Genomic DNA, 20,018 nt, shown 5'->3' with positions numbered 1-20,018 from the left:
CTCGTCTGGCTGGGGCCAGCCAACAGAAAAATCGTACTGTAAGAGAAGCACCGCAAGCTACAGCGTGCTTCTCGGGTCGATCAGAGCACCAGCTGAATCTCAGGCGGAGGAGGGGGCAGCGTATCAGTGCCCGCATTGACCCCCGCACTCGTACTGCCGGAAGAGACGCTGGCCGAAACCCATTTAAAGAAACCGGCAAAGGCGGTTGAATCCAGGGTTTCCAGAGACACCACCTTATCCGTGAGCTGTTTTAAGTGCTCATGACCGGCTTTCGGTCCCACCGCGCAGGCGATGATGGATCCGAACGCTCTCCCGCGAATCGCCTTGACGGCCTCGCCATATGCCCAGGCATCGGAAGGTGTGCCGTCAGTCATCAGGAAGACCAGCGGACGCCAGTCGCCTTTTTGATCGCCATCGGAGCGCTGAACATCCCGGTTAACGCAATGCATCAGGCATTCCAGCGCGGCTCCCGTGAAGGTCCCCCCGGCGCTGGGTACGACAATGTCCGTAAACTGGAAATCTTCCAGAGGCGTGAGCGGAATAAACTCCCGGGCGTCGTTATCGTAGGTGATGATCGAGATATGCACGCTTTCGAGGGCATAGGGATCCTGACGCAGGGCGCTTAGCATCGCCTGAATACCGACGTTAACCGAATGGATGGACTCACCGCGCATTGAGCCTGATGTGTCGATAACCAGGTAAACGGGTAAGCGGCGCATCAGATATAGTTCCTCAGATGGGAGACAAACGAATCCGAAGGTGAAGGCTCACCTATAGCGTTGAGTTTCCAGCCCGTGGGCTCGCGGATGAGTTCGGCAAACACCATTGAGCGTTGATCGGTGAAGGCCGGGCCGCCAGAAAGGTCGAACCGTGCCATCTCAACGTTGCGGGCATCGACCGCGCGGATAAAGGCATTCTGCACTTTTCCAAAATGCTGCTGCAGTTTTTCCCCGTTATAGATCTGCACGATAAACACAATTTTCTCATACCGGGCATCCAGTGAATTCAGCCGGGCAATGATCTGTTCGTCGTCACCGTCACCCGCGCCGGTCCGGTTATCACCCGTCAGCCAGATATCACCGGATTTATGGCGAAGGCTGTTGAAAAAGATGATGTCGCCGTTAACCAGAGTCGGTTTGCCATTTTCCAGCGTGCCACGATCGGTCACCTTGCCGGCGGCGTTACACAGAAAAGCCACCACATCCAGATCGTACTCTTCTTCTTTCTTGCCGAAAATGCCGCCCAGAAAGCCTTTCTTCTCTTCGTTAATATCCCATCCCAGGCCGATAGTGACAGAGGAGAGATCAAATTCGTTTTTTTTCAGGCTAACGCCCTGGCCTTTGCTCAGACTGACAGACATAACATCCCCTTAATTAAAAAGTTATAAAACGACGTTAACTTCCGGCGGCGGTGGTGGCAGATCGTCAAGACCAATCACCTCTTTTTTATTGGACTCCACTTTCTGGCTGCCCACGGAGATGCTCGCACTGACCCACTTGAAGAAGGCTTTGATCGACGAACTGTCCGCCGTATCCAGTTGCAGCACGATCTCTGTTATCTCTTTTAGTACGCTGGTATCGGCATCGTGTCCCGCCGCACAGGCGACGACAACACCGGTTCTGGCTGCTTTAAAGTCACTCAGGCCTTTGCGCCAGTCGTCAGTTGGAGAACCATCGGTCATCAGGAAAACCAGCGGTCGCCAGTCACCTTTGGTGTCGGCGGTGGTTTTCTGGACTTCAGTGGCGATAGAACTCGCCGCAAGAGAAAGTGCTTCGCCAAGCGACGTTGTCCCGCTGGCCGCTAATGTTGGCATCTGGAAACTCAACAGATCGGTGAGCGGAACCGCCTGACGGGCTGAGGAGTCGAAAGTGATCACCGAAACATAGGCGGTTTCCAGTGCGTAGGGATCCTGTTTCAGCGTGGTAAGCAGTGTTTGAACACCATTCTTTACCGCTTCGATCGGTTCTCCGTGCATGGAGCCGGAGGTGTCGAGCAGCAGATATACGGGTAAACGTCTCAAATGTCATTCCTTCTGAAGTGCGTTAAAAGGAGGAGGGAAATAGCGGGCGCTGGATTGAGGATCTCATTTGACCCGTGTTTTATTTCCGCCATGCTGGTTGCCCCATCGCCGAAGATAAAAAGTGTGACATGCGTAAAGATTGATGTGTAGCACAAGTCTGTGTCAAGACACCCTATTTTGTAGGCAAGGTAAATCCGACGTTATAAGTTAGCGTGTACGTTTAATCTGCATTAAGCAGCAGGCGGATCCACATCCAGCAAAATGGTGGATTGCTCGTGTCAAAGGTGGCAGAGATTAATAATAGTCAACAAGGAGAGACAAGTATGCACTTACAGCCGGGACAAAATATCCCTTTGCAGGATCCATTGATCACGCTACACCTCCAGTACCCTGGTCATAAGGGTTTTAATGGAGAGTCTGACACTTGCCTGTTTATGCTTAATGCGCAGGGGAAAGTCAGTGGCGATGCCGACTTTATTTTTTTCAATAATCTGTCCTCGCCGGAAGGGTCTGTAAAACTATCGACCGGGCCTCAGCAATCCACTATTGATATTGCGCTGGACCGTGTTCCACCCGTAATCAGCAAAATTGCAGTTACAGTCGTTATTGACGGTAATGAAAATATTAGCGGCCTTAATATGTTGAGCCTGCAGGCGCCAGGGATCGCTGAATTTAAAGCTGAAACGCAAGGGCGCAGTGAAAAAGCGATCATACTGGCCGAAATATACCGCCACAATGGTGCATGGAAAATGCGTGCCCTGGGTCATGGTTTTAATGGCGGCCTTGAACCCTTAGCCATCAGTTTTGGTGTGGACGTTGCTCAGCCTGTGCCACAGGAGGCCAAACCGGCCCGTATTAGTCTGGAAAAGAAACTGGAGAATAAATCGCCTCGCCTTATCAGCCTGGCTAAAAAAGCCACCGTTAGCCTCACCAAAAACAAACTCGATTCGCTGGAAGCCGCAGTTGCCTTTGTCCTGGATGCGTCGGGTTCAATGAGCGGGCAATTCAGCAAGGGCAATGTCCAGTCTGTACTGGATCGCATCGCTGTTCTGGCTGCGCAGTTCGATGATGATGGGGATATGGATGTCTGGGGTTTTGGCGAGCGTCATAAGAAATATCCTGACGTGACGCTGGATAACCTGGATGATTATATTGCGACGATCAGGGGCGGTGGCAAACGTTCGGCATGGGAGAATCTGCCAGGTCTGGGGGGGACGAACAATGAACCGCCAGTGATGGAAGAGATTGTCGATTACTTCAAGGATTCAAAAATACCGGTATACGTCGTATTTATTACGGATGGTGGGATCAGCAAGACCCGTGCGATTAAAGATGCCATCCGCCGCTCTGCAGACTATCCCATTTTCTGGAAGTTTGTCGGTTTGGGCGGGACAAACTACGGCATCCTGAAAAACCTCGATAACTTCACCGATCGACGGGTGGATAACACCCATTTCTTTGCGATGGATGATTTCGGCTCAATCAGCGATGAAAGTTTATATGATAATTTACTGGAAGAGTTCAGGCCCTGGATTGATGAAACCAAAAGAATAGGGATCCTGTAACGCTGTAATAAAAAAATCCACGCCAGGGCGTGGATTTTTAGTTTGCATGAGATTAAGGAAAACCTCATGCAACGACAAATTTTATTTAGACGTTGAACAGGAAGTTCATCACATCGCCATCTTTAACGATGTACTCTTTTCCTTCTGCACGCATCTTGCCGGCTTCTTTCGCGCCTTGCTCGCCTTTAAAGGCGATGAAGTCTTCAAACGCGATAGTCTGGGCGCGGATAAAGCCTTTCTCGAAGTCGGTGTGGATTTTACCCGCCGCCTGTGGCGCGGTGGCCCCGACAGGGATGGTCCATGCACGCACTTCTTTTACGCCTGCGGTGAAGTAGGTCTGCAGGTTCAGCAGCTCGTAACCGGCGCGGATCACGCGGTTCAGACCTGGCTCTTCAATGCCCAGCTCGGCCATGAACTCTTCACGGTCAGCGTCGTCCAGCTCCGCGATGTCGGATTCAACCGCCGCGCAGACGGCAACCACAACAGAACCTTCGCCTGCAGCGATTTCGCGCACGGTATCCAGATACGGGTTGTTCTCGAAACCGTCTTCGTTGACGTTAGCGATGTACATGGTTGGTTTCAGCGTCAGGAAGCTCAGGTATTTGATCGCCGCTTTGTCTTCTTCAGTCAGGTTTTTCAGCGCACGCAGCATGCCTGCGTTTTCCAGCTGTGGCAGACATTTTTCCAGCGCAGCTTGTTCCGCTTTCGCGTCTTTATCGCCACCTTTGGCCTTTTTCTGCACCCGGTGCAGGGCGCGCTCGCAGGTGTCCAGGTCAGACAGCGCCAGCTCGGTGTTGATGACTTCGATGTCGTCAGCCGGATCCACTTTGTTGTTTACGTGGATGATGTTGTCGTTTTCGAAGCAACGCACTACGTGACCGATGGCTTCGGTTTCACGAATGTTAGTCAGGAACTGGTTGCCCAGGCCTTCGCCTTTCGATGCGCCTTTTACCAGGCCTGCGATGTCCACGAATTCCATGGTGGTTGGCAGGATACGCTGAGGCTTAACGATCTCGGCCAGCTGGTCCAGACGGGGATCGGGCATTGGCACGACACCGGTGTTTGGCTCGATTGTGCAGAACGGGAAGTTAGCCGCTTCGATGCCCGCTTTAGTCAGCGCGTTAAACAGGGTGGATTTGCCTACGTTAGGCAGACCAACGATACCGCATTTGAATCCCATGTCTGAATCACCTTAATATCTTGATATTCAACGCGTTAGGCTTAACGAGTCGAAGAAAAGTAAATAACTGCGCTCATTATACACGTAACCTGCAGGCTACGGGGCAAAAAAGGCGTTTCGCGCCGGTTATTGCGCTTTGAAAGCGTGAAGACGGTTAGTGGCTTTGATTAACCCTTCTTTCAGCCAGACTTCGGTGCAACGCACCGCTTCGTCTACCGCATCGTCGATCAGTTTCTGCTCGGAAACCGGCGGTTTACCCAGCACAAAACCGACAACTTTGTTTTTATCGCCCGGATGGCCAATACCCACGCGTAAACGGTGAAAATTCGGGTTATTACCCAATTTGCTGATGATGTCTTTTAAGCCGTTATGCCCACCGTGGCCGCCGCCGAGTTTGAACTTCGCCACGCCTGGTGGCAGATCCAGTTCGTCATGCGCGACCAGGATTTCATCCGGGTTGATACGATAAAAGGTCGCCAGCGCGGCAACGGCTTTGCCGCTTAAGTTCATAAACGTGGTCGGCACCAGCAGACGCACATCGGCCCCGGCCAGATTCACGCGCGAGGTAAACCCAAAGAATTTAGGTTCTTCACGCAGTGGCGCGCGCAGCCGCTCCGCCAGCAGATCAACATACCAGGCGCCCGCATTGTGGCGGGTGGCCGCATATTCCGCACCGGGGTTGGCCAGGCCGACAATCAGTTTAATCGTCACGTTTTAGTTCCTGAAAGTGCTAAGTCTGGCGCGTAGTGTACTGTCTGCCGCGCCGCTTGACAAAATTCTGCGAACCGATGCATTCAATCAGAATAATTACTCTGCTGAACCATTAGAATTTCATGCTACTCAAAGGCTTATTTGTAAAGTTTTGTTACGCTGATATGCGTAATTGTGATCGCTGACGCAATCACCAAAAGGGGTGTTGTCTATACTTTACACACAAGGATTAGGGTGACATTCACCCTACGACCCAAAGTTCCGGAGGTGACAGATGAAACGCAAAAACGCTTCGTTACTCGGTAACGTGCTGATGGGGTTAGGATTAGTCGTCATGGTTGTTGGCGTCGGTTATTCCATTTTAAACCAGCTTCCACAGCTCGACCTGCCGCAATACTTCGCCCATGGCGCGGTCCTGAGCATCTTTCTGGGTGCCGTTCTCTGGCTGGCAGGCGCCCGCGTCAGCGGCCACGAACAAGTCTGCGACCGATACTGGTGGGTGCGCCACTACGATAAACGCTGCCGCCGCGATGAGCATAAGCATAGCTAGAAATTAATGTCGGACGGTACGAGAAACGGTTCCTGTGGGAACCGTTTTTTTTTGCATCTTTTGTTGACCCTCACGTAACGTAAGGCATCAGAGTGACGCAACTGGCACACATGAAGGAGCCGTTATGTTGATTCAGGTGGGGGAACTGGCCAGGCGGGCCGGGATCACCGTAAGAACATTACATCATTACGAACAAACAGGGTTGTTGCTGCCTTCTGCCAGAAGCGCGGCCGGGTACCGGCTGTATAACCTGGCTGATGTTCAGCGCCTGCATATGATCCAGGCACTGGCAAAGTCGGGGCTGGAACTTGCCGAAATCAGGGACTTTCTGGATAAGGAGCCGCTCGCACTGGCTGAGCTTCTCGACGCGCAAATTCGTTTGCTGGACAAGCAGGTCCGCAGCATCAATACCCTGCGCGACAGGCTAACGGATTTGCATGCCGGGCTCACGGCGAATGCGGCACCCGATCTCGAGTCCTGGCTACAGACTCTGGAGTTAATGAACATGTACGATCGCTGGTTTAGTCACGAAGAGTTGCAGCAGTTGCCGTTTGCGGCGCAGAAAGAACAGCTGGCGGATATCTGGACCGCCCTGGTGGAGGAGGCCAACGCGCTGCTGAAACAGCATGTCGAGGTGGCCGATCCACGGGCCATGGATCTTGCGACGCGCTGGATGCTGCGTCTGGAGCAAGACACTGCAGGCAGGCCCGACTTCCTGACCCGCATGAATGAGATGCACAGCGTTGAGCCGCAGATGCGCGAGCAAACCGGCATCACCGCCGGGATGATCGACTACGTTACCCGGGCGTTTGCGGAGTCGAAGCTCCTCATCTGGCAGCGCTATTTATCCCCGCAAGAGATGGCGTTTACCCGCGCTCACTATTTTGATCGAATGATGGAGTGGCCGCCGCTGGTGGCAAAGCTGCACCAGGCGCAGGGTGAGTCACTCGACCCGTCGTCGGATGCGGCGCAGAAACTGGCAGAAAACTGGCTGGCGCTGTTCCAGTCCTATGCCGGAACCGACCCGGCCACCCAGCAAAAATTCCGGGTGGCGATGCAGCAGGAACCGCATCTGATGAAAGGCACCTGGATGACGCCTGCGGTGCTTGAGTGGCTCCAGCAGGCGATTGGGGTGATGATGCAACGGCGCTTTTCAGCGCGCGGGTAATGACAGGTCGGCCAGGGCCGCATCGCGATTAGGGTAGAACGCCAGGCGGCCAGGGACAGGCTGCACGCCCGCCCGCGCCATGGTGCGCAAAGGCTGAAACTCCAGATTACTCACCCGCAGTTCACAGCCTTCGGGCAGGTGCTCGACAAAGCGCTGGAAGGCATCCAGCCCGCCAGCATCCAATACCGGCACCGCATCCCATTTCAGCACCACAATCCGCTTACCGTCGAGGCGTGAGGCCAGATCGTTGAACAAACCTTCCGCTGCCGCAAAGAACAGCGGGCCGATCACCCTCAGCACCAGCACATCGTCCGGTACCTCGACGTTGACCGCCGCCAGCCGGGTCATACGCGCTATGCGGCGCATAAACAGCAGCGAAGCCAGCACAATCCCGACGCTGATGGCGATCACCATATCAAACAGCACGGTCAGGGACATACACATCAGCATCACGATGATGTCGTCCTTCGGCGCGCGGCGCAGCAGGTTCAGCACCTTATGCGCCTCGCTCATGTTCCAGGCCACCATCAGCAGCAGGGCGGCCATCGCCGACAGCGGCAGCCACGACAGCAGCGGGGCCAGCACCAGCAGGGCGAGGATCACCAGTATGGCGTGGATCACCGCCGACACCGGTGACGTGGCCCCGGCGCGGACGTTTGCCGCCGAGCGTGCAATCGCGGCGGTGGCGGTGATGCCGCCAAAGAACGGGGCGATGATGTTGCCCAGCCCCTGGCCGACAAGTTCGTTGTTGGCTTTGTGCTTGGTGCCGGTCATACCGTCCAGCACCACCGCGCACAGCAGCGACTCAATCGCGCCGAGCATCGCCATCGAAAAGGCGGCAGGGAGCAGGGCGCGCAGGGAGTCCCAGCTCAGGGTGAAGCTGGAGCCGGGCAGATCCCACGGCAGGATCAGCTGCGGCAGGAGCTGCGGAATACCGTTGCCCTGCGAACCATCGGCCAGCACATAGTGAAATTGCGAGCCAATGGTGGCGACGTGGCCGCCCAGCAGATTGACCGCCCCCATCACCGCGCAGCCCAGCAGCAGCGCAGGCAGATGCCCCGGCAGGCGGATGCCCAGCCGTGGCCAGAGAATTAAGGTGCCCAGCGTAACAATGCCGATCGCGGCGTCACCGGGGTTGGTGGTCGGCAGTGCCATCGCCAGCGCGCCCACTTTCTGTAAATAGTGTTCCGGCACGTGGGCCAACTGCAAACCGAGGAAATCCTTAATCTGCATGGTCCCGATGGTAATGCCGATCCCGGAGGTAAAGCCCAGGGTCACCGAAAGCGGAATGTACTCAATTAGCCTGCCGAAGCGCGCCAGGCCGAACAGAATCAAAAAGACCCCCGACATCAGGGTGGCGACCAGTAATCCTGACAGGCCGAACTGCTGGGAGACGGGGTAGAGGATCACCACAAAGGCGGCGGTCGGCCCGGAGACGCTAAAGCGCGAGCCGCCGGTCAGGGCGATCACGATCCCGGCCACGGCGGCGGTGTACAGGCCATACTGCGGCGCAACGCCGCTGCCAATGGCCAGCGCCATCGCCAGCGGAATGGCAATAATGCCGACGGTTATCCCGGCGATCAGGTCACGGGTAAAGCGTGACAGGGTGTATTTTTCTTTCCAGCAAGCGTCGATGAGGGCGCGGAACGGCAGAACATGTGAGGAAATGGGGTTTTTCACAATTATCATCCCTGGGCGCATCATCTGTCATGTCAATGGCAGGTGAAGGAGGCATTGGTCATACAAATAAAAGCTACAGACAAAAAAACCCGCCGTAGCGGGTTTTTAGACTGCGTCCGATTAGTGCTCGAACATTGCAGAGATGGATTCTTCGTTGCTGATACGACGAATCGCTTCGGCCAGCATCCCGGACAGAGTCAAAGTACGCACGTTAGGCAGGGCTTTGATTTCGTCGCTCAGTGGGATGGTGTCACACACCACAACTTCATCGATGACGGAGTTGCGCAGGTTGTTTACAGCATTGCCAGAGAAGATCGGGTGGGTAGCGTAAGCGAATACGCGTTTAGCACCACGCTCTTTCAGCGCTTCGGCGGCTTTGCACAGAGTGCCGCCGGTGTCGATCATGTCGTCAACCAGCACGCAGTCGCGGCCCGCTACGTCACCGATGATGTGCATCACCTGAGAAACGTTAGCGCGCGGACGACGCTTGTCGATGATGGCCATGTCGGTATCGTTCAGCAGTTTCGCGATAGCGCGAGCGCGAACCACGCCGCCGATGTCCGGAGAAACCACGATTGGGTTGTCCAGGTTCAGCTGCAGCATATCTTCGAGCAGAATTGGGCTACCGAATACGTTATCAACTGGAACGTCAAAGAAGCCCTGAATCTGCTCGGCGTGCAGGTCAACCGTCAGAACACGGTCAACGCCAACGCTTGAGAGGAAATCAGCGACAACTTTAGCGGTAATTGGCACACGAGCCGAACGGACGCGACGGTCCTGACGTGCATAACCAAAGTAAGGAATAACAGCAGTGATACGGCCAGCGGAAGCGCGGCGCAGAGCATCGACCATAACAACCAATTCCATCAGGTTGTCGTTAGTTGGAGCACAGGTGGACTGGATGATGAAAATATCACCACCGCGTACATTTTCGTTAATTTGTACGCTGACTTCGCCATCGCTAAAGCGACCTACGGCGGCGTCGCCAAGAGAAGTGTACAGGCGGTTGGCAATACGTTGTGCTAGTTCCGGGGTGGCGTTACCAGCAAAAAGCTTCATATCAGGCACGAGAAGAACCTCAGGCATGCGTCCAATGGTGGATAGCTTCACCGTAAACTGTGCGGGCCAGGCGAATGCTATCCAGGCGGTGTATTAAAGAGCGCGATGCAACGTCTGGAACAGGGTGACGTTGTCACCGAAACTCAGATTGCGCCAGAATGGTCTGCTGTAGCGGGGAGGTGTTCATACCACGCGCTACAAAACCATGCAGCCACTCTGGAGCCAGCTCGAGCACCTGACGTGCAGCAGATTCCGTGTCAAATTCAGCAAAGACACAGGCCCCTGTGCCAGTCAGGCGCGACGGCGCGTATTCTAACAGCCAGGAAAGCGCGACATCAACCTCGCGAAAACGTTTTCTTGCGATAACCTCACAATCGTTGCCAAATTCACAATTTAATAACGTTTCTATTGACCGAACCGGGGTGTTACGCGGAAGGTCCGGATCCTTAAAGATAACCGGCGTTGGAATGCTGACGCCAGGGTGGGCTACCAGATACCATTTTTCTGCTGGATCGACCGGGGTCAGGATTTCGCCCACCCCTTCGGCAAAGGCGGCATGCCCGCGCACAAATACCGGTACGTCGGCTCCGAGGCTTAACCCCAGCGCCGCCAGTTCATCAACCGACAGTCCACAGCCCCACAGGTGATTGAGCACCACCAGCACCGTGGCGGCGTTAGATGACCCGCCGCCCAGCCCGCCGCCCATCGGCAGGCGTTTCTCGACGCAGATATCCGCGCCGCTGCCGGCAGGTAAACGACTAGACTGCGCCGCAGAGGCCATCAGCAAGCGCGCAGCGCGCACGATCAGATTCTCTTCATCCGGTACGCCTGCCACCGGCGTCAACAACCGAACCTGTCCGTCCTCGCGCGGCTCAATCGAAATCGTGTCGCCGAAGTCGATAAACTGAAACAGCGTCTGCAGGGTGTGATACCCGTCAGCGCGCTGGCCAGTAATGTACAAAAACAGGTTCAGCTTTGCCGGTGAAGGCCAGTGGCTCATCATTTGACAATCCAGTTATCCATTTTGAGCTTAATACGCTCGCTACCCTCGGTCAGTTCCAGGCTCGACGGCAGGGCCGGTTTGCTGTTGCTGTCGTAGCCGCCGTACACCACTTTCCAGTTTTTGCCGTTCTGGCTGTAGTTCACTTCGCTCAGGCGATACTGGTCGTCGAGTTTATAATCGGTGGCCTCACCCGGCAGGCCAAGGATCCACTGGCGCAGGCTGGTAATCGGAATCGGCATCCCGGTCAGCTTACCAATCATCTCTTCGGCATCGGTACCGGTGTATTTCTGGCCTTTATTATCGGTGATTTGCGCAGAGCCCGGCTGGGCAATCAGCTCCATTTCCGTGCTGCCAAGCGGATTCAGCAACAGCAGGCGATAGCGATCCTGGCCGGTTTGTTGCCAGAAGAAGCGCGCATACACTTTCTGCTGGTCGGACAGATAAGCAAAGGCGCCGCGCGTCTGATACTGGCTTAACGCGCGCACGTCCTGTTGATGCTGGCGCCACTGTGGCGAGTCTGGGCTTTTGCCCGGGCCTTTCGGCGGGGTGATGGAACATGCGGTCAGCACCAGCGCGGCCAGGGGCAGCAGGCGAATCAGTCTGGTCATAATGATGACAAATCCTTGAGATACGTGGCAGTTATATCCCTTAATGCTAGCGCCCGCTTATGGCAGCGTCTACGCTCATATTGTCTTAAATCATGAAATTAGCGCGGAACACCTATTACTCCGAAAGGGGGCAGTCTCTTTTATTGATCTCGCGCATCCTGTATGATGCGGCCTGCTAACCTTATTAACGCTGGTACTACTCCCGCTCATATGACCCTTTTAGCACTCGGTATTAACCACAAAACAGCCCCGGTTTCACTGCGAGAACGCGTAACGTTTTCGCCGGATACGCTCGACCAGGCGCTGGAAAGTCTCCTTTCCCAGCCAATGGTGCAGGGTGGCGTGGTGCTGTCGACGTGTAACCGTACTGAGCTGTACCTCAGCGTGGCCGAGCAGGACAATCTGCAAGAGGCGCTGATCCGCTGGTTATGCGAATACCATAAGCTGAACGAAGACGAGCTGCGCAACAGCCTTTACTGGCATCAGGATAACGACGCCGTTAGCCATTTGATGCGCGTCGCCAGCGGTCTGGATTCGCTGGTGCTGGGCGAGCCGCAGATCCTCGGTCAGGTCAAAAAAGCCTTTGCCGATTCGCAAAAAGGCCATCTTAAGGCCAGCGAGCTGGAACGTATGTTCCAGAAATCTTTCTCTGTTGCCAAGCGTGTGCGAACCGAAACCGACATTGGTGCCAGTGCGGTTTCGGTTGCGTTCGCGGCCTGTACTCTGGCGCGACAAATCTTTGAATCCTTATCGACGGTTTCGGTGCTGCTGGTCGGCGCGGGTGAAACCATCGAGCTGGTCGCCCGTCATCTTCGCGAGCACAAAGTTAAAAAAATGATTATCGCCAACCGAACCCGCGAGCGCGCTCAGGCGTTGGCAGACGAAGTCGGTGCAGAAGTGATCGCCCTGAGCGACATCGACGCGCGCCTGAAAGAGGCCGATATCATTATCAGCTCTACCGCCAGCCCGCTGCCGATCATCGGCAAAGGCATGGTTGAGCGCGCCCTTAAATCGCGCCGCAATCAGCCGATGCTGTTGGTGGATATCGCCGTTCCGCGCGATGTCGAGCCGGAGGTGGGCAAGCTGGCGAACGCCTATCTGTACAGCGTGGACGATCTGCAAAGCATCATTTCGCACAACCTTGCCCAGCGTAAAGCAGCAGCGGTGCAGGCGGAGACGATCGTCGAGCAGGAAACCAGCGAATTTATGGCCTGGCTGCGCGCGCAAAGCGTCAGCGAGACCATTCGTGAATACCGCGGTCAGGCGGAACAGGTGCGTAATGAACTGACTGCCAAAGCGCTGGCTTCCCTGGAACAGGGCGGCGACCCGCAGGTCATCATGCAGGAACTGGCATGGAAACTGACCAATCGCCTGATCCATGCCCCAACCAAATCACTTCAACAGGCCGCCCGTGACGGGGACGACGAACGCCTGACCATTCTGCGCGACAGCCTCGGGCTGGAATAGCGCACTATACCCATAATTTTTATTACAAGGTGCCCCTACGCCTATGAAGCCCTCTATCGTCGCCAAACTGGAAGCGCTGCACGAGCGCCATGAAGAAGTTCAGGCGCTGCTCGGCGATGCCGCGACTATTGCTGACCAGGACCGTTTTCGCGCGTTGTCGCGCGAGTATGCACAATTAAGTGATGTTTCACGCTGCTTTACCGAGTGGCGTCAGGTTCAGGAAGATATCGAAACCGCGCAGATGATGCTCGACGACCCGGAAATGCGCGAAATGGCGCAGGAAGAGTTGCAGGACGCCAAAGCCCGCGCGGAAGAGATGGAGCAACAGCTGCAGGTGCTGCTGCTGCCAAAAGATCCGGATGATGAACGCAACGCCTTTGTCGAAATCCGCGCCGGGACCGGTGGGGATGAAGCGGCGCTGTTTGCCGGGGATCTGTTCCGCATGTACAGCCGCTATGCAGAATCTCGCCGCTGGCGCGTAGAGATCATCAGCGCCAACGAAGGCGAGCACGGCGGCTATAAAGAAGTGATCGCCAAGATCAGCGGCGACGGCGTGTATGGCCGTCTGAAGTTTGAGTCTGGCGGTCATCGCGTTCAGCGCGTCCCGGCCACCGAATCGCAGGGGCGTATCCACACCTCCGCCTGCACCGTGGCGGTCATGCCCGAGCTGCCAGAAGCCGAGCTGCCGGACATCAACCCGTCCGAGCTGCGTATCGATACATTCCGTTCGTCCGGGGCTGGCGGTCAGCACGTTAACACCACCGACTCCGCGATCCGTATTACCCACCTGCCAACTGGCATTGTGGTGGAGTGTCAGGACGAACGTTCCCAGCACAAAAACAAAGCCAAAGCGCTGTCGGTGCTGGGTGCGCGTATTCGCGCGGCTGAAATTGCCAAACGCCAGCAGGCTGAAGCGTCAACCCGTCGCAACCTGCTGGGCAGCGGCGATCGCAGCGACCGCAACCGCACCTATAACTTCCCGCAGGGGCGCGTCACCGACCACCGCATCAACCTGACGCTGTACCGTCTGGATGAGACGATGGAAGGCAAGCTGGATTCATTGATCGAGCCGATTGTGCAAGAGTACCAGGCCGATCAGCTGGCGGCGCTGGCAGAGCAGGACTAATGGATTTTCAGCACTGGCTACGTCACGCGGTCAGCGAACTCAGCGCCAGCGACAGTCCGCGTCGCGACGCGGAGATCCTGCTGGGGCACGTCACCGGCAGGGCGCGGACCTATATTCTCGCCTTTGGTGAGACCGTGCTGAGCAGTGACGAAGAAACGCAGCTGGCTACGCTGCTGGCCCGGCGCAAAACCGGTGAGCCGGTGGCGCATCTGGTGGGCGAGCGTGAGTTCTGGTCGCTGCCGCTGTACGTTTCGGCGGCGACGCTGATCCCGCGCCCGGATACCGAATGTCTGGTGGAGCAGGCGCTGGCACGGTTGCCCGCGTCGCCCGCGCGCATTCTGGATTTAGGCACTGGCACCGGGGCGATCGCCCTGGCGCTGGCCAGTGAACGCCCGGACTGTCAGGTCACGGCGGTTGACGTAATGCCCGACGCGGTGGCGCTGGCGCAACGCAACGCCGATCGTCTGGCACTGCCCAACGTTACGGTTATCCACAGCAGCTGGTTTTCGGCGCTAGCCGACCGGCAGTTTGAGACGATCGTCAGCAATCCACCCTATATCGACGAAGCCGATCCTCATCTGGGCGAGGGCGATGTGCGCTTCGAACCACGCAGTGCGCTGGTTGCCGCCGGGCAGGGGTTGGCGGATCTGAGCCATATTATTACTGAGGCCCGCCAACATCTGGTGCGCGGCGGCTGGCTGCTGCTGGAGCACGGCTGGACCCAGGGTGAGGCGGTGCGTGCGCTGTTCCAGCAGGCGGGCTATCAGCAGGTGGAAACCTGCCGCGATTATGGCGGCAATGAACGTCTTACCGTAGGCATGTGGGCATGAACGGATTTTCGCTGCTGATCGCTGTGCATATTGCTGCCGTCGCGCTGACGGTCAGTTTTTTTGCGCTGCGCTACTGGTGGCGTTACAGCGATAATCAGCTTATCAATGCCCGCTGGGTGCGGATCGCGCCGCACTGTATCGATACCGTGCTGTTTCTCTCGGGCGCCGGGTTGATGTGGATGACCGGTTATCTGCCGTTTACCGATGATGGCGCATGGCTGACTGAAAAGCTGTTTGGCGTTATCATCTACATCGTTTTGGGTTTTATTGCGCTAGGGCGTCATCGTCCGCGCAGCCAGCAGGTGGGCTTTATCGCTTTTCTGCTGGGGCTGGTGGTGCTGTACATCATCATTAAACTCGCCACCACAAGAATACCGTTACTGGGGTAAGTCATGAAGTCTTTGGCCGATTACGAATTTAATAAAGTGCCGCTGTGCGATGGCATGATCCAGGTCTCGGAGATGATCCGCGATGATTTTGTCTCGCAGAACGTCTACGACGAGCTGGAGAAGCTGGTGAGTCTGGCGCGTGAAGAGATTAATCAGGCGCGTCCGCAGGACTGGCAGCTGGAAAAGCTGATTGAGCTGTTCTACGGCGAATGGGGCTTTAGCGATAAGCGCGGCGTGTATCGTCTTTCCGATGCGCTGTGGCTGGATCAGGTACTGGAACATCGCCAGGGCAGCGCGGTGGCGCTGGGGGCGATTTTGCTGTGGGTGGCGCACCGTCTGGATATCCCGCTGGTGCCGGTCATCTTCCCGACCCAGATGCTGCTGCGCGCCGAGTGGCTCGACGGTGAGATGTGGTTAATTAACCCGTTCAACGGCGATACCCTCGATGAACACACCCTGGACGTCTGGCTGAAGGGCAATATCAGCCCGGTGGCCGAACTGTTCAATGAAGATCTGGACGAAGCGGACAACGCCGAAGTGGTGCGTAAGCTGCTGGACACCTTAAAATCTGCGCTGATGGAAGAGCGGCAGATGGAACTGGCGTTACGCGCCAGCGAGGTGCTGCTGCAGTTTAACCCGGAAGATCCGTACGAAATCCGCGACCGCGGTCTGATCTACGTCCAGCTTGAGTGCGATCATGTCGCGCTGACAGATTTGAATTATTTCGTTGAGCAGTGTCCGGAAGATCCGATCAGCGAAATGATTCGCGCGCAGATTAACTCGATCGCGCATAAACAGATTACGTTGCATTAATCATCATTCCGATTCACTCCTGAATAAGGCGATCCTATGAAACAAAAAGTGGTTAGCATTGGCGATATCAACGTCGCGAACGACCTGCCGTTCGTGCTGTTCGGCGGCATGAACGTTCTGGAATCCCGCGATCTGGCGATGCGCATCTGCGAACACTACGTGACCGTTACTCAGAAACTGGGTATTCCGTATGTGTTTAAGGCCTCTTTTGACAAAGCCAACCGCTCCTCTATTCACTCTTACCGTGGCCCGGGCCTGGAAGAGGGGATGAAGATTTTCCAGGAGCTGAAGCAGACGTTTGGCGTGAAGATCATCACCGATGTTCATGAAGCCAGCCAGGCGCAGCCGGTAGCTGACGTGGTTGACGTGATCCAGCTGCCTGCGTTCCTTGCCCGCCAGACCGACCTGGTCGAAGCGATGGCGAAGACCGGCGCTGTTATCAACGTCAAAAAACCGCAGTTCGTCAGCCCTGGCCAGATGGGTAACATCGTCGATAAGTTTATCGAAGGGGGTAACGACAAAGTGATCCTCTGCGACCGTGGGGCTAACTTCGGTTATGACAACCTGGTTGTGGATATGCTGGGCTTTAGCGTCATGAAGAACGTGTCAAACCAGTCCCCGGTGATCTTCGACGTCACCCATGCCCTGCAGTGCCGCGACCCGTTTGGCGCTGCCTCCGGCGGTCGCCGTGCACAGGTTGCTGAGCTGGCGCGTGCCGGTATGGCGACTGGTCTGGCGGGGCTGTTTATCGAAGCCCACCCGGATCCCGCCAATGCCAAATGCGACGGCCCGTCCGCGCTGCCGCTGAACAAGCTGGAGCCATTCCTGAAGCAGATTAAAGCGATTGATGACCTGGTTAAGAACTTTGATGAGCTGGACACCAGCAACTGATCGACATAAATGAAAAAACCCGCCTCGGCGGGTTTTTTTTTGCCTTAAATTGCCGGGTGGCGCTGCGCTTACCCGACCTACAAAACCCGTAGGCCCGTGCAAGCGCAGCGCCGCCGGGCACCCGATTAGGCAAATATCGTCATCAGATACGCGATAAACAGCGCCATGTGTGCCGCACCGTTCAGCACGTTGGTGCGTCCGGTAGAGAACGAAATCTGGCACAGCACCAGTGAGGCCAGCATCACAATCATCTCCGGTGTCCCAAGGCTGAACACCAGTTCGTTGCCGGTCATGAACGCAATCAGCGTCACTACCGGAACGGTGAGGGAGATCGTCGCCAGCACCGAACCAAAGAACAGATTCATTGCGCGCTGCACCTGATTGTTCAGCACCGCCCGCAGCGCTCCCAGTCCTTCCGGGGAGAGGATCAACAGCGCCACCAGGAAGCCGGTAAAGGCCACCGGCGCGTTCATTTCCGTCAGCAGCGTTTCCAGCGGGTTAGCGTTCATTTTGGTGACGGCGATGACCGCAATTAGATGCACGATCAGCCAAATCGAGTGCCACAGGTTGCTGTGCGCTGACGGCTTGCCGTGATGCGGGTCGTCGCCGTCATCTTCATGCTCATACACGAACAGGCTTTGGTGGGTTTTGGTCTGAATCAGTAAAAACACGCCGTACATCGCGGCGGAGATCAGCGCCACCAGCAGTGCCTGACCGGTCGTAAAGTTGGCCCCCGGCAGCGCCATCGGGAACACCAGCACGATAATCGCCAGCGGGAAGAGGGCGATCAAATACTGTTTAATACCGAACAGATTCACATACTGGGTGGCAAATTTGCGCCCGCCCAGCAGCAGTGAGAAGCCAACCAGACCGCCGGTGACAATCATAATGATTGAATAGAGGGTGTCGCGCATCAGCGTCGGCGCTGCGTCGCCGGTCGCCATCAGGGCGGAAATAAGGCTCACTTCGAGGATAACGACAGAAAGACTTAAAATCAGGGAACCGTAGGGTTCACCGAGGCGGTGGGCCAGCACGTCAGCATGGCGCACAACGCTAAACGCGCTACTCAAAATACCGATAAGGGCAATGATGTTAATGCCGATGACCACTGGCAGCGTCTGGCTATTTCCCCAGAAGAACAGCACCGCCAGCGCCAGCAGCGGGAAGATGAGAGACGTCTCCTTATGACGGGTTTTCACCGTCTCATGTGTGGTTGTCATGTGATTCTCCATGTTTGCAGGTGCTTGTAATTATAGATAGTAATAGCAGAACGTTACATTAACAGAATAGCGGTAATTCCTGCTTATTTTTTACCTGAATTTACGGTTTGGCAATTTTTATGATTGAGTGCGTCATAATAAGACATTTTTATTAAATATATCCTTAATAACAGTGAATTATAAAACGAGAAAATCAGTTTGTTCTTAAGGCTGGAAGCCCTCAGCAACGTGTACCACACTTAACAAGTGATTAAAAATAGGGGTTTGCAATGCCATACAAAACGAAAAGCGATTTACCCGACAGTGTCCAGCATGTATTGCCCGCGCATGCCCAGGAGATCTACAAAGAATCCTTCAACAGCGCCTGGGAACAGTATAAGGATAAAGACGATCGGCGGGACGATGCCAGCCGTGAGGAGACCGCGCACCGCGTGGCCTGGGCGGCAGTGAAACACGATTACGAAAAAGGGGACGACGACAAATGGCACAGGAAAAAATAGCCCGCTGATTAACGCACGTTGAATAGTTAGCAGGCTGAAATTTGATATTTAAGGCGGTTATTTTACCCCTGTGTTGCATGCGGCCGATTTATTGCATATCGTCACTGTAACTGCTTTCTAATTGAGCAGTAAAAAGACCTGGAAGGTTCATAAAAAGTTATCGTAAGGAAGCGGGCAGTGGCAGAGGTGCAATATGATTACGCGTGATTTTCTGATGAAGGCCGACTGTAAAACGGCCTTTGGTGATATTGAAGAGTCGCTGCTCTGGTCGGCAGAACAGCGTGCAGCATCGCTGGCTGCGACGCTGGCGTGCCGCCCGGATGCGGGCCCGGTGTGGCTCTTTGGTTATGGTTCGCTGATGTGGAACCCGGCGCTGGATTATCAAGAGTCCGCCACCGGGTCGCTGCCGGGCTGGCATCGCGCATTCTGTTTGCGCCTGACCGCCGGACGCGGCAGTGCCTGCCAGCCAGGTCGGATGCTTGCACTGAAAGAGGGCGGACGCACCACCGGCGTGGCCTATCGCCTGCCGGATGCGACGCTGGAAGAGGAGCTGGCGCTGCTGTGGAAGCGCGAAATGATCACCGGCTGCTATATGCCGAGCTGGTGCAAGCTGGATCTCGACGACGGACGCACCGTCAACGCGCTGGTCTTTATAATGGATCCGCGCCATCCGCTGTTTGAGGCCGATACGCGCACGCAGGTAATAGCGCCGCTGATCGCTGCCGCCAGCGGGCCACTTGGCACCAATGCGCAGTACCTGTTCTCGCTCGATCAGGAATTGACGCGCCTCGGCATGCAGGATGATTGTCTGAATGAGCTGGTGTCGAAAGTGCGGGCATTACTGGAAAGTAGCCTGCCCGAGACTCAACTGCGTGCGGGCTTTGCCTGAAAAAATACCCGGTGGCCTTGCGGCGCACCGGGTCAGTTTTATTACGCGGCGACGAAGCTTATCGAATGCTCAAGCGATTGACTGTGGCTGTCAATCAGCACTTCCCAGGTGCCGGTATACGGCACCGTAAGCCACGCGCTGTCCCGGTCCTGAACGCTTAAAATATCCGCCTGCGTTTTGCGCGTCGCTTTGTGGTTCATCAGATGAATATGACAACGCTCTGAGCAACGCACCACCACTGTATCCCCGCCAAATAATTTCAAACTTGCTTTCACCAGTGCCATTTTTTACCCCGTTTCTGGAAACAACGCTCTCCTTGCGGTTAATCCTGAGCGTGATGTTGTTCACA

22 protein-coding genes are annotated in these 20,018 nt (G+C 55.8%); 11 read left to right on the top strand and 11 right to left on the bottom strand.

Going from position 1 to position 20,018, the window contains the following annotated elements; all coding sequences use genetic code 11:
* Window positions 1–80: 80 nt before the first annotated feature.
* The 3 genes from M8013_RS09645 to M8013_RS09635 are packed head-to-tail and all read right to left on the bottom strand — an operon-like array spanning window position 81 to window position 2,020.
* A complete protein-coding gene (locus M8013_RS09645) occupies window positions 81–719 on the bottom strand; it encodes a vWA domain-containing protein (RefSeq protein WP_271267580.1) in 639 nt (212 codons plus the stop codon).
* Window positions 719–1,360 carry a TerD family protein gene (locus M8013_RS09640; protein WP_271267579.1) on the bottom strand — a complete coding sequence of 214 codons (642 nt, stop codon included), beginning with the start codon at window positions 1,358–1,360 and terminating at the stop codon, window positions 719–721. Before M8013_RS09640 ends, M8013_RS09645 begins: the two co-directional genes overlap by 1 nt.
* Window positions 1,361–1,381: 21 nt before the next feature.
* Window positions 1,382–2,020: a vWA domain-containing protein gene (locus M8013_RS09635; RefSeq protein ID WP_271267578.1), complete on the bottom strand. Its 639-nt coding sequence runs from the start codon at window positions 2,018–2,020 to the stop codon at window positions 1,382–1,384.
* Window positions 2,021–2,343: 323 nt separating this feature from the next.
* On the opposite strand from M8013_RS09635, the gene M8013_RS09630 reads away from it, so the two are divergent.
* The gene (locus tag M8013_RS09630) at window positions 2,344–3,585 is read left to right on the top strand and encodes a VWA domain-containing protein (protein WP_271267577.1); all 1,242 of its coding nucleotides are present in this window, start codon (window positions 2,344–2,346) and stop codon (window positions 3,583–3,585) included.
* A gap of 85 nt (window positions 3,586–3,670) precedes the next feature.
* Here the strand turns inward: M8013_RS09630 and ychF are convergent, their stop codons facing one another.
* Both ychF and pth read right to left on the bottom strand, forming a co-directional pair.
* Window positions 3,671–4,765, bottom strand: a complete 1,095-nt coding sequence (ychF, locus tag M8013_RS09625) for a redox-regulated ATPase YchF (RefSeq protein ID WP_271267576.1) — start codon at window positions 4,763–4,765, stop codon at window positions 3,671–3,673.
* A gap of 126 nt (window positions 4,766–4,891) precedes the next feature.
* Window positions 4,892–5,476, bottom strand: coding sequence for an aminoacyl-tRNA hydrolase (gene pth / locus M8013_RS09620; RefSeq protein WP_271267575.1), 585 nt, complete (start codon window positions 5,474–5,476; stop codon window positions 4,892–4,894).
* Window positions 5,477–5,750: 274 nt separating this feature from the next.
* On the opposite strand from pth, the gene ychH reads away from it, so the two are divergent.
* Window positions 5,751–6,026: a stress-induced protein YchH gene (gene ychH, locus M8013_RS09615; protein ID WP_271267574.1), complete on the top strand. Its 276-nt coding sequence runs from the start codon at window positions 5,751–5,753 to the stop codon at window positions 6,024–6,026.
* Window positions 6,027–6,150: 124 nt separating this feature from the next.
* A complete protein-coding gene (locus M8013_RS09610) occupies window positions 6,151–7,194 on the top strand; it encodes a MerR family transcriptional regulator (RefSeq protein WP_271267573.1) in 1,044 nt (347 codons plus the stop codon).
* Here the strand turns inward: M8013_RS09610 and dauA are convergent.
* The 4 genes from dauA to lolB form a co-directional block, all read right to left on the bottom strand.
* Window positions 7,180–8,874 (bottom strand): C4-dicarboxylic acid transporter DauA, encoded by a 1,695-nt coding sequence (gene dauA / locus M8013_RS09605; RefSeq protein WP_271267572.1) that lies wholly within the window; start codon window positions 8,872–8,874, stop codon window positions 7,180–7,182. The two genes, M8013_RS09610 and dauA, sit on opposite strands and share 15 nt — an antisense overlap.
* 120 nt (window positions 8,875–8,994) lie before the next feature.
* On the bottom strand, window positions 8,995–9,942 hold the full coding sequence (gene prs / locus M8013_RS09600; RefSeq protein WP_003856663.1) for a ribose-phosphate diphosphokinase: 948 nt from the start codon (window positions 9,940–9,942) through the stop codon (window positions 8,995–8,997).
* Window positions 9,943–10,066: 124 nt separating this feature from the next.
* Entirely contained in the window at window positions 10,067–10,933 is an 867-nt protein-coding gene (gene ispE / locus M8013_RS09595; protein WP_271267636.1) for a 4-(cytidine 5'-diphospho)-2-C-methyl-D-erythritol kinase, read from the bottom strand.
* Window positions 10,933–11,544 carry a lipoprotein insertase outer membrane protein LolB gene (gene lolB / locus M8013_RS09590; RefSeq protein ID WP_271267571.1) on the bottom strand — a complete coding sequence of 204 codons (612 nt, stop codon included), beginning with the start codon at window positions 11,542–11,544 and terminating at the stop codon, window positions 10,933–10,935. Before lolB ends, ispE begins: the two co-directional genes overlap by 1 nt.
* A gap of 210 nt (window positions 11,545–11,754) precedes the next feature.
* Here lolB and hemA point away from each other — a divergent pair, with 210 nt between their 5' ends.
* The 6 genes from hemA to kdsA are packed head-to-tail and all read left to right on the top strand — an operon-like array spanning window position 11,755 to window position 17,060.
* On the top strand, window positions 11,755–13,011 hold the full coding sequence (hemA, locus tag M8013_RS09585) for a glutamyl-tRNA reductase (protein WP_271267570.1): 1,257 nt from the start codon (window positions 11,755–11,757) through the stop codon (window positions 13,009–13,011).
* Window positions 13,012–13,054: 43 nt separating this feature from the next.
* Entirely contained in the window at window positions 13,055–14,137 is a 1,083-nt protein-coding gene (gene prfA / locus M8013_RS09580) for a peptide chain release factor 1 (RefSeq protein ID WP_271267569.1), read from the top strand.
* Complete coding sequence (prmC, locus tag M8013_RS09575) at window positions 14,137–14,967, top strand: peptide chain release factor N(5)-glutamine methyltransferase (protein WP_271267568.1); 831 nt, start codon at window positions 14,137–14,139, stop codon at window positions 14,965–14,967. The genes prfA and prmC overlap by 1 nt, the downstream gene beginning before the upstream one ends.
* On the top strand, window positions 14,964–15,356 hold the full coding sequence (gene sirB2 / locus M8013_RS09570) for an invasion regulator SirB2 (RefSeq protein WP_271267567.1): 393 nt from the start codon (window positions 14,964–14,966) through the stop codon (window positions 15,354–15,356). Before prmC ends, sirB2 begins: the two co-directional genes overlap by 4 nt.
* A 3-nt stretch (window positions 15,357–15,359) precedes the next feature.
* On the top strand, window positions 15,360–16,169 hold the full coding sequence (sirB1, locus tag M8013_RS09565) for an invasion regulator SirB1 (RefSeq protein ID WP_271267566.1): 810 nt from the start codon (window positions 15,360–15,362) through the stop codon (window positions 16,167–16,169).
* 36 nt (window positions 16,170–16,205) lie between these two features.
* Window positions 16,206–17,060 (top strand): 3-deoxy-8-phosphooctulonate synthase, encoded by an 855-nt coding sequence (kdsA, locus tag M8013_RS09560; RefSeq protein ID WP_271267565.1) that lies wholly within the window; start codon window positions 16,206–16,208, stop codon window positions 17,058–17,060.
* Window positions 17,061–17,185: 125 nt separating this feature from the next.
* Here the strand turns inward: kdsA and chaA are convergent, their stop codons facing one another.
* A complete protein-coding gene (gene chaA, locus M8013_RS09555) occupies window positions 17,186–18,280 on the bottom strand; it encodes a sodium-potassium/proton antiporter ChaA (RefSeq protein ID WP_271267564.1) in 1,095 nt (364 codons plus the stop codon).
* A gap of 269 nt (window positions 18,281–18,549) precedes the next feature.
* On the opposite strand from chaA, the gene chaB reads away from it, so the two are divergent.
* Window positions 18,550–18,780, top strand: a complete 231-nt coding sequence (gene chaB / locus M8013_RS09550) for a putative cation transport regulator ChaB (protein ID WP_271267563.1) — start codon at window positions 18,550–18,552, stop codon at window positions 18,778–18,780.
* A gap of 193 nt (window positions 18,781–18,973) precedes the next feature.
* Window positions 18,974–19,669 (top strand): gamma-glutamylcyclotransferase, encoded by a 696-nt coding sequence (locus M8013_RS09545; protein ID WP_271267562.1) that lies wholly within the window; start codon window positions 18,974–18,976, stop codon window positions 19,667–19,669.
* Between the two features lie 41 nt (window positions 19,670–19,710).
* On the opposite strand, the gene M8013_RS09540 is transcribed toward M8013_RS09545, so the two are convergent.
* Window positions 19,711–19,953 carry a DUF1883 domain-containing protein gene (locus M8013_RS09540; protein ID WP_271267561.1) on the bottom strand — a complete coding sequence of 81 codons (243 nt, stop codon included), beginning with the start codon at window positions 19,951–19,953 and terminating at the stop codon, window positions 19,711–19,713.
* Window positions 19,954–20,018: the final 65 nt, after the last annotated feature.

The organism is Silvania confinis, from assembly GCF_025564085.1.
GTDB lineage: Bacteria > Pseudomonadota > Gammaproteobacteria > Enterobacterales > Enterobacteriaceae > Enterobacter > Enterobacter confinis.
Note: the sequence above shows the minus strand (reverse complement) of the source record. Positions and strands in the feature narration are given on the sequence as shown.

Bases quoted from the DNA above. Each gene is read 5' to 3' on its own strand.
- M8013_RS09610 (WP_271267573.1), top strand. From the start codon at position 6,151: ATGTTGATTCAGGTGGGGGAACTGGCCAGGCGGGCCGGGATCACCGTA.
- M8013_RS09545 (WP_271267562.1), top strand. From the start codon at position 18,974: ATGATTACGCGTGATTTTCTGATGAAGGCCGACTGTAAAACGGCCTTT.
- ispE (WP_271267636.1), bottom strand. From the start codon at position 10,933: ATGAGCCACTGGCCTTCACCGGCAAAGCTGAACCTGTTTTTGTACATT.
- sirB2 (WP_271267567.1), top strand. From the start codon at position 14,964: ATGAACGGATTTTCGCTGCTGATCGCTGTGCATATTGCTGCCGTCGCG.
- lolB (WP_271267571.1), bottom strand. From the start codon at position 11,544: ATGACCAGACTGATTCGCCTGCTGCCCCTGGCCGCGCTGGTGCTGACC.
- sirB1 (WP_271267566.1), top strand. From the start codon at position 15,360: ATGAAGTCTTTGGCCGATTACGAATTTAATAAAGTGCCGCTGTGCGAT.
- chaA (WP_271267564.1), bottom strand. From the start codon at position 18,280: ATGACAACCACACATGAGACGGTGAAAACCCGTCATAAGGAGACGTCT.
- M8013_RS09640 (WP_271267579.1), bottom strand. From the start codon at position 1,360: ATGTCTGTCAGTCTGAGCAAAGGCCAGGGCGTTAGCCTGAAAAAAAAC.
- M8013_RS09540 (WP_271267561.1), bottom strand. From the start codon at position 19,953: ATGGCACTGGTGAAAGCAAGTTTGAAATTATTTGGCGGGGATACAGTG.
- chaB (WP_271267563.1), top strand. From the start codon at position 18,550: ATGCCATACAAAACGAAAAGCGATTTACCCGACAGTGTCCAGCATGTA.
- prfA (WP_271267569.1), top strand. From the start codon at position 13,055: ATGAAGCCCTCTATCGTCGCCAAACTGGAAGCGCTGCACGAGCGCCAT.
- ychH (WP_271267574.1), top strand. From the start codon at position 5,751: ATGAAACGCAAAAACGCTTCGTTACTCGGTAACGTGCTGATGGGGTTA.
- ychF (WP_271267576.1), bottom strand. From the start codon at position 4,765: ATGGGATTCAAATGCGGTATCGTTGGTCTGCCTAACGTAGGCAAATCC.
- hemA (WP_271267570.1), top strand. From the start codon at position 11,755: ATGACCCTTTTAGCACTCGGTATTAACCACAAAACAGCCCCGGTTTCA.
- M8013_RS09645 (WP_271267580.1), bottom strand. From the start codon at position 719: ATGCGCCGCTTACCCGTTTACCTGGTTATCGACACATCAGGCTCAATG.
- prmC (WP_271267568.1), top strand. From the start codon at position 14,137: ATGGATTTTCAGCACTGGCTACGTCACGCGGTCAGCGAACTCAGCGCC.
- M8013_RS09630 (WP_271267577.1), top strand. From the start codon at position 2,344: ATGCACTTACAGCCGGGACAAAATATCCCTTTGCAGGATCCATTGATC.
- kdsA (WP_271267565.1), top strand. From the start codon at position 16,206: ATGAAACAAAAAGTGGTTAGCATTGGCGATATCAACGTCGCGAACGAC.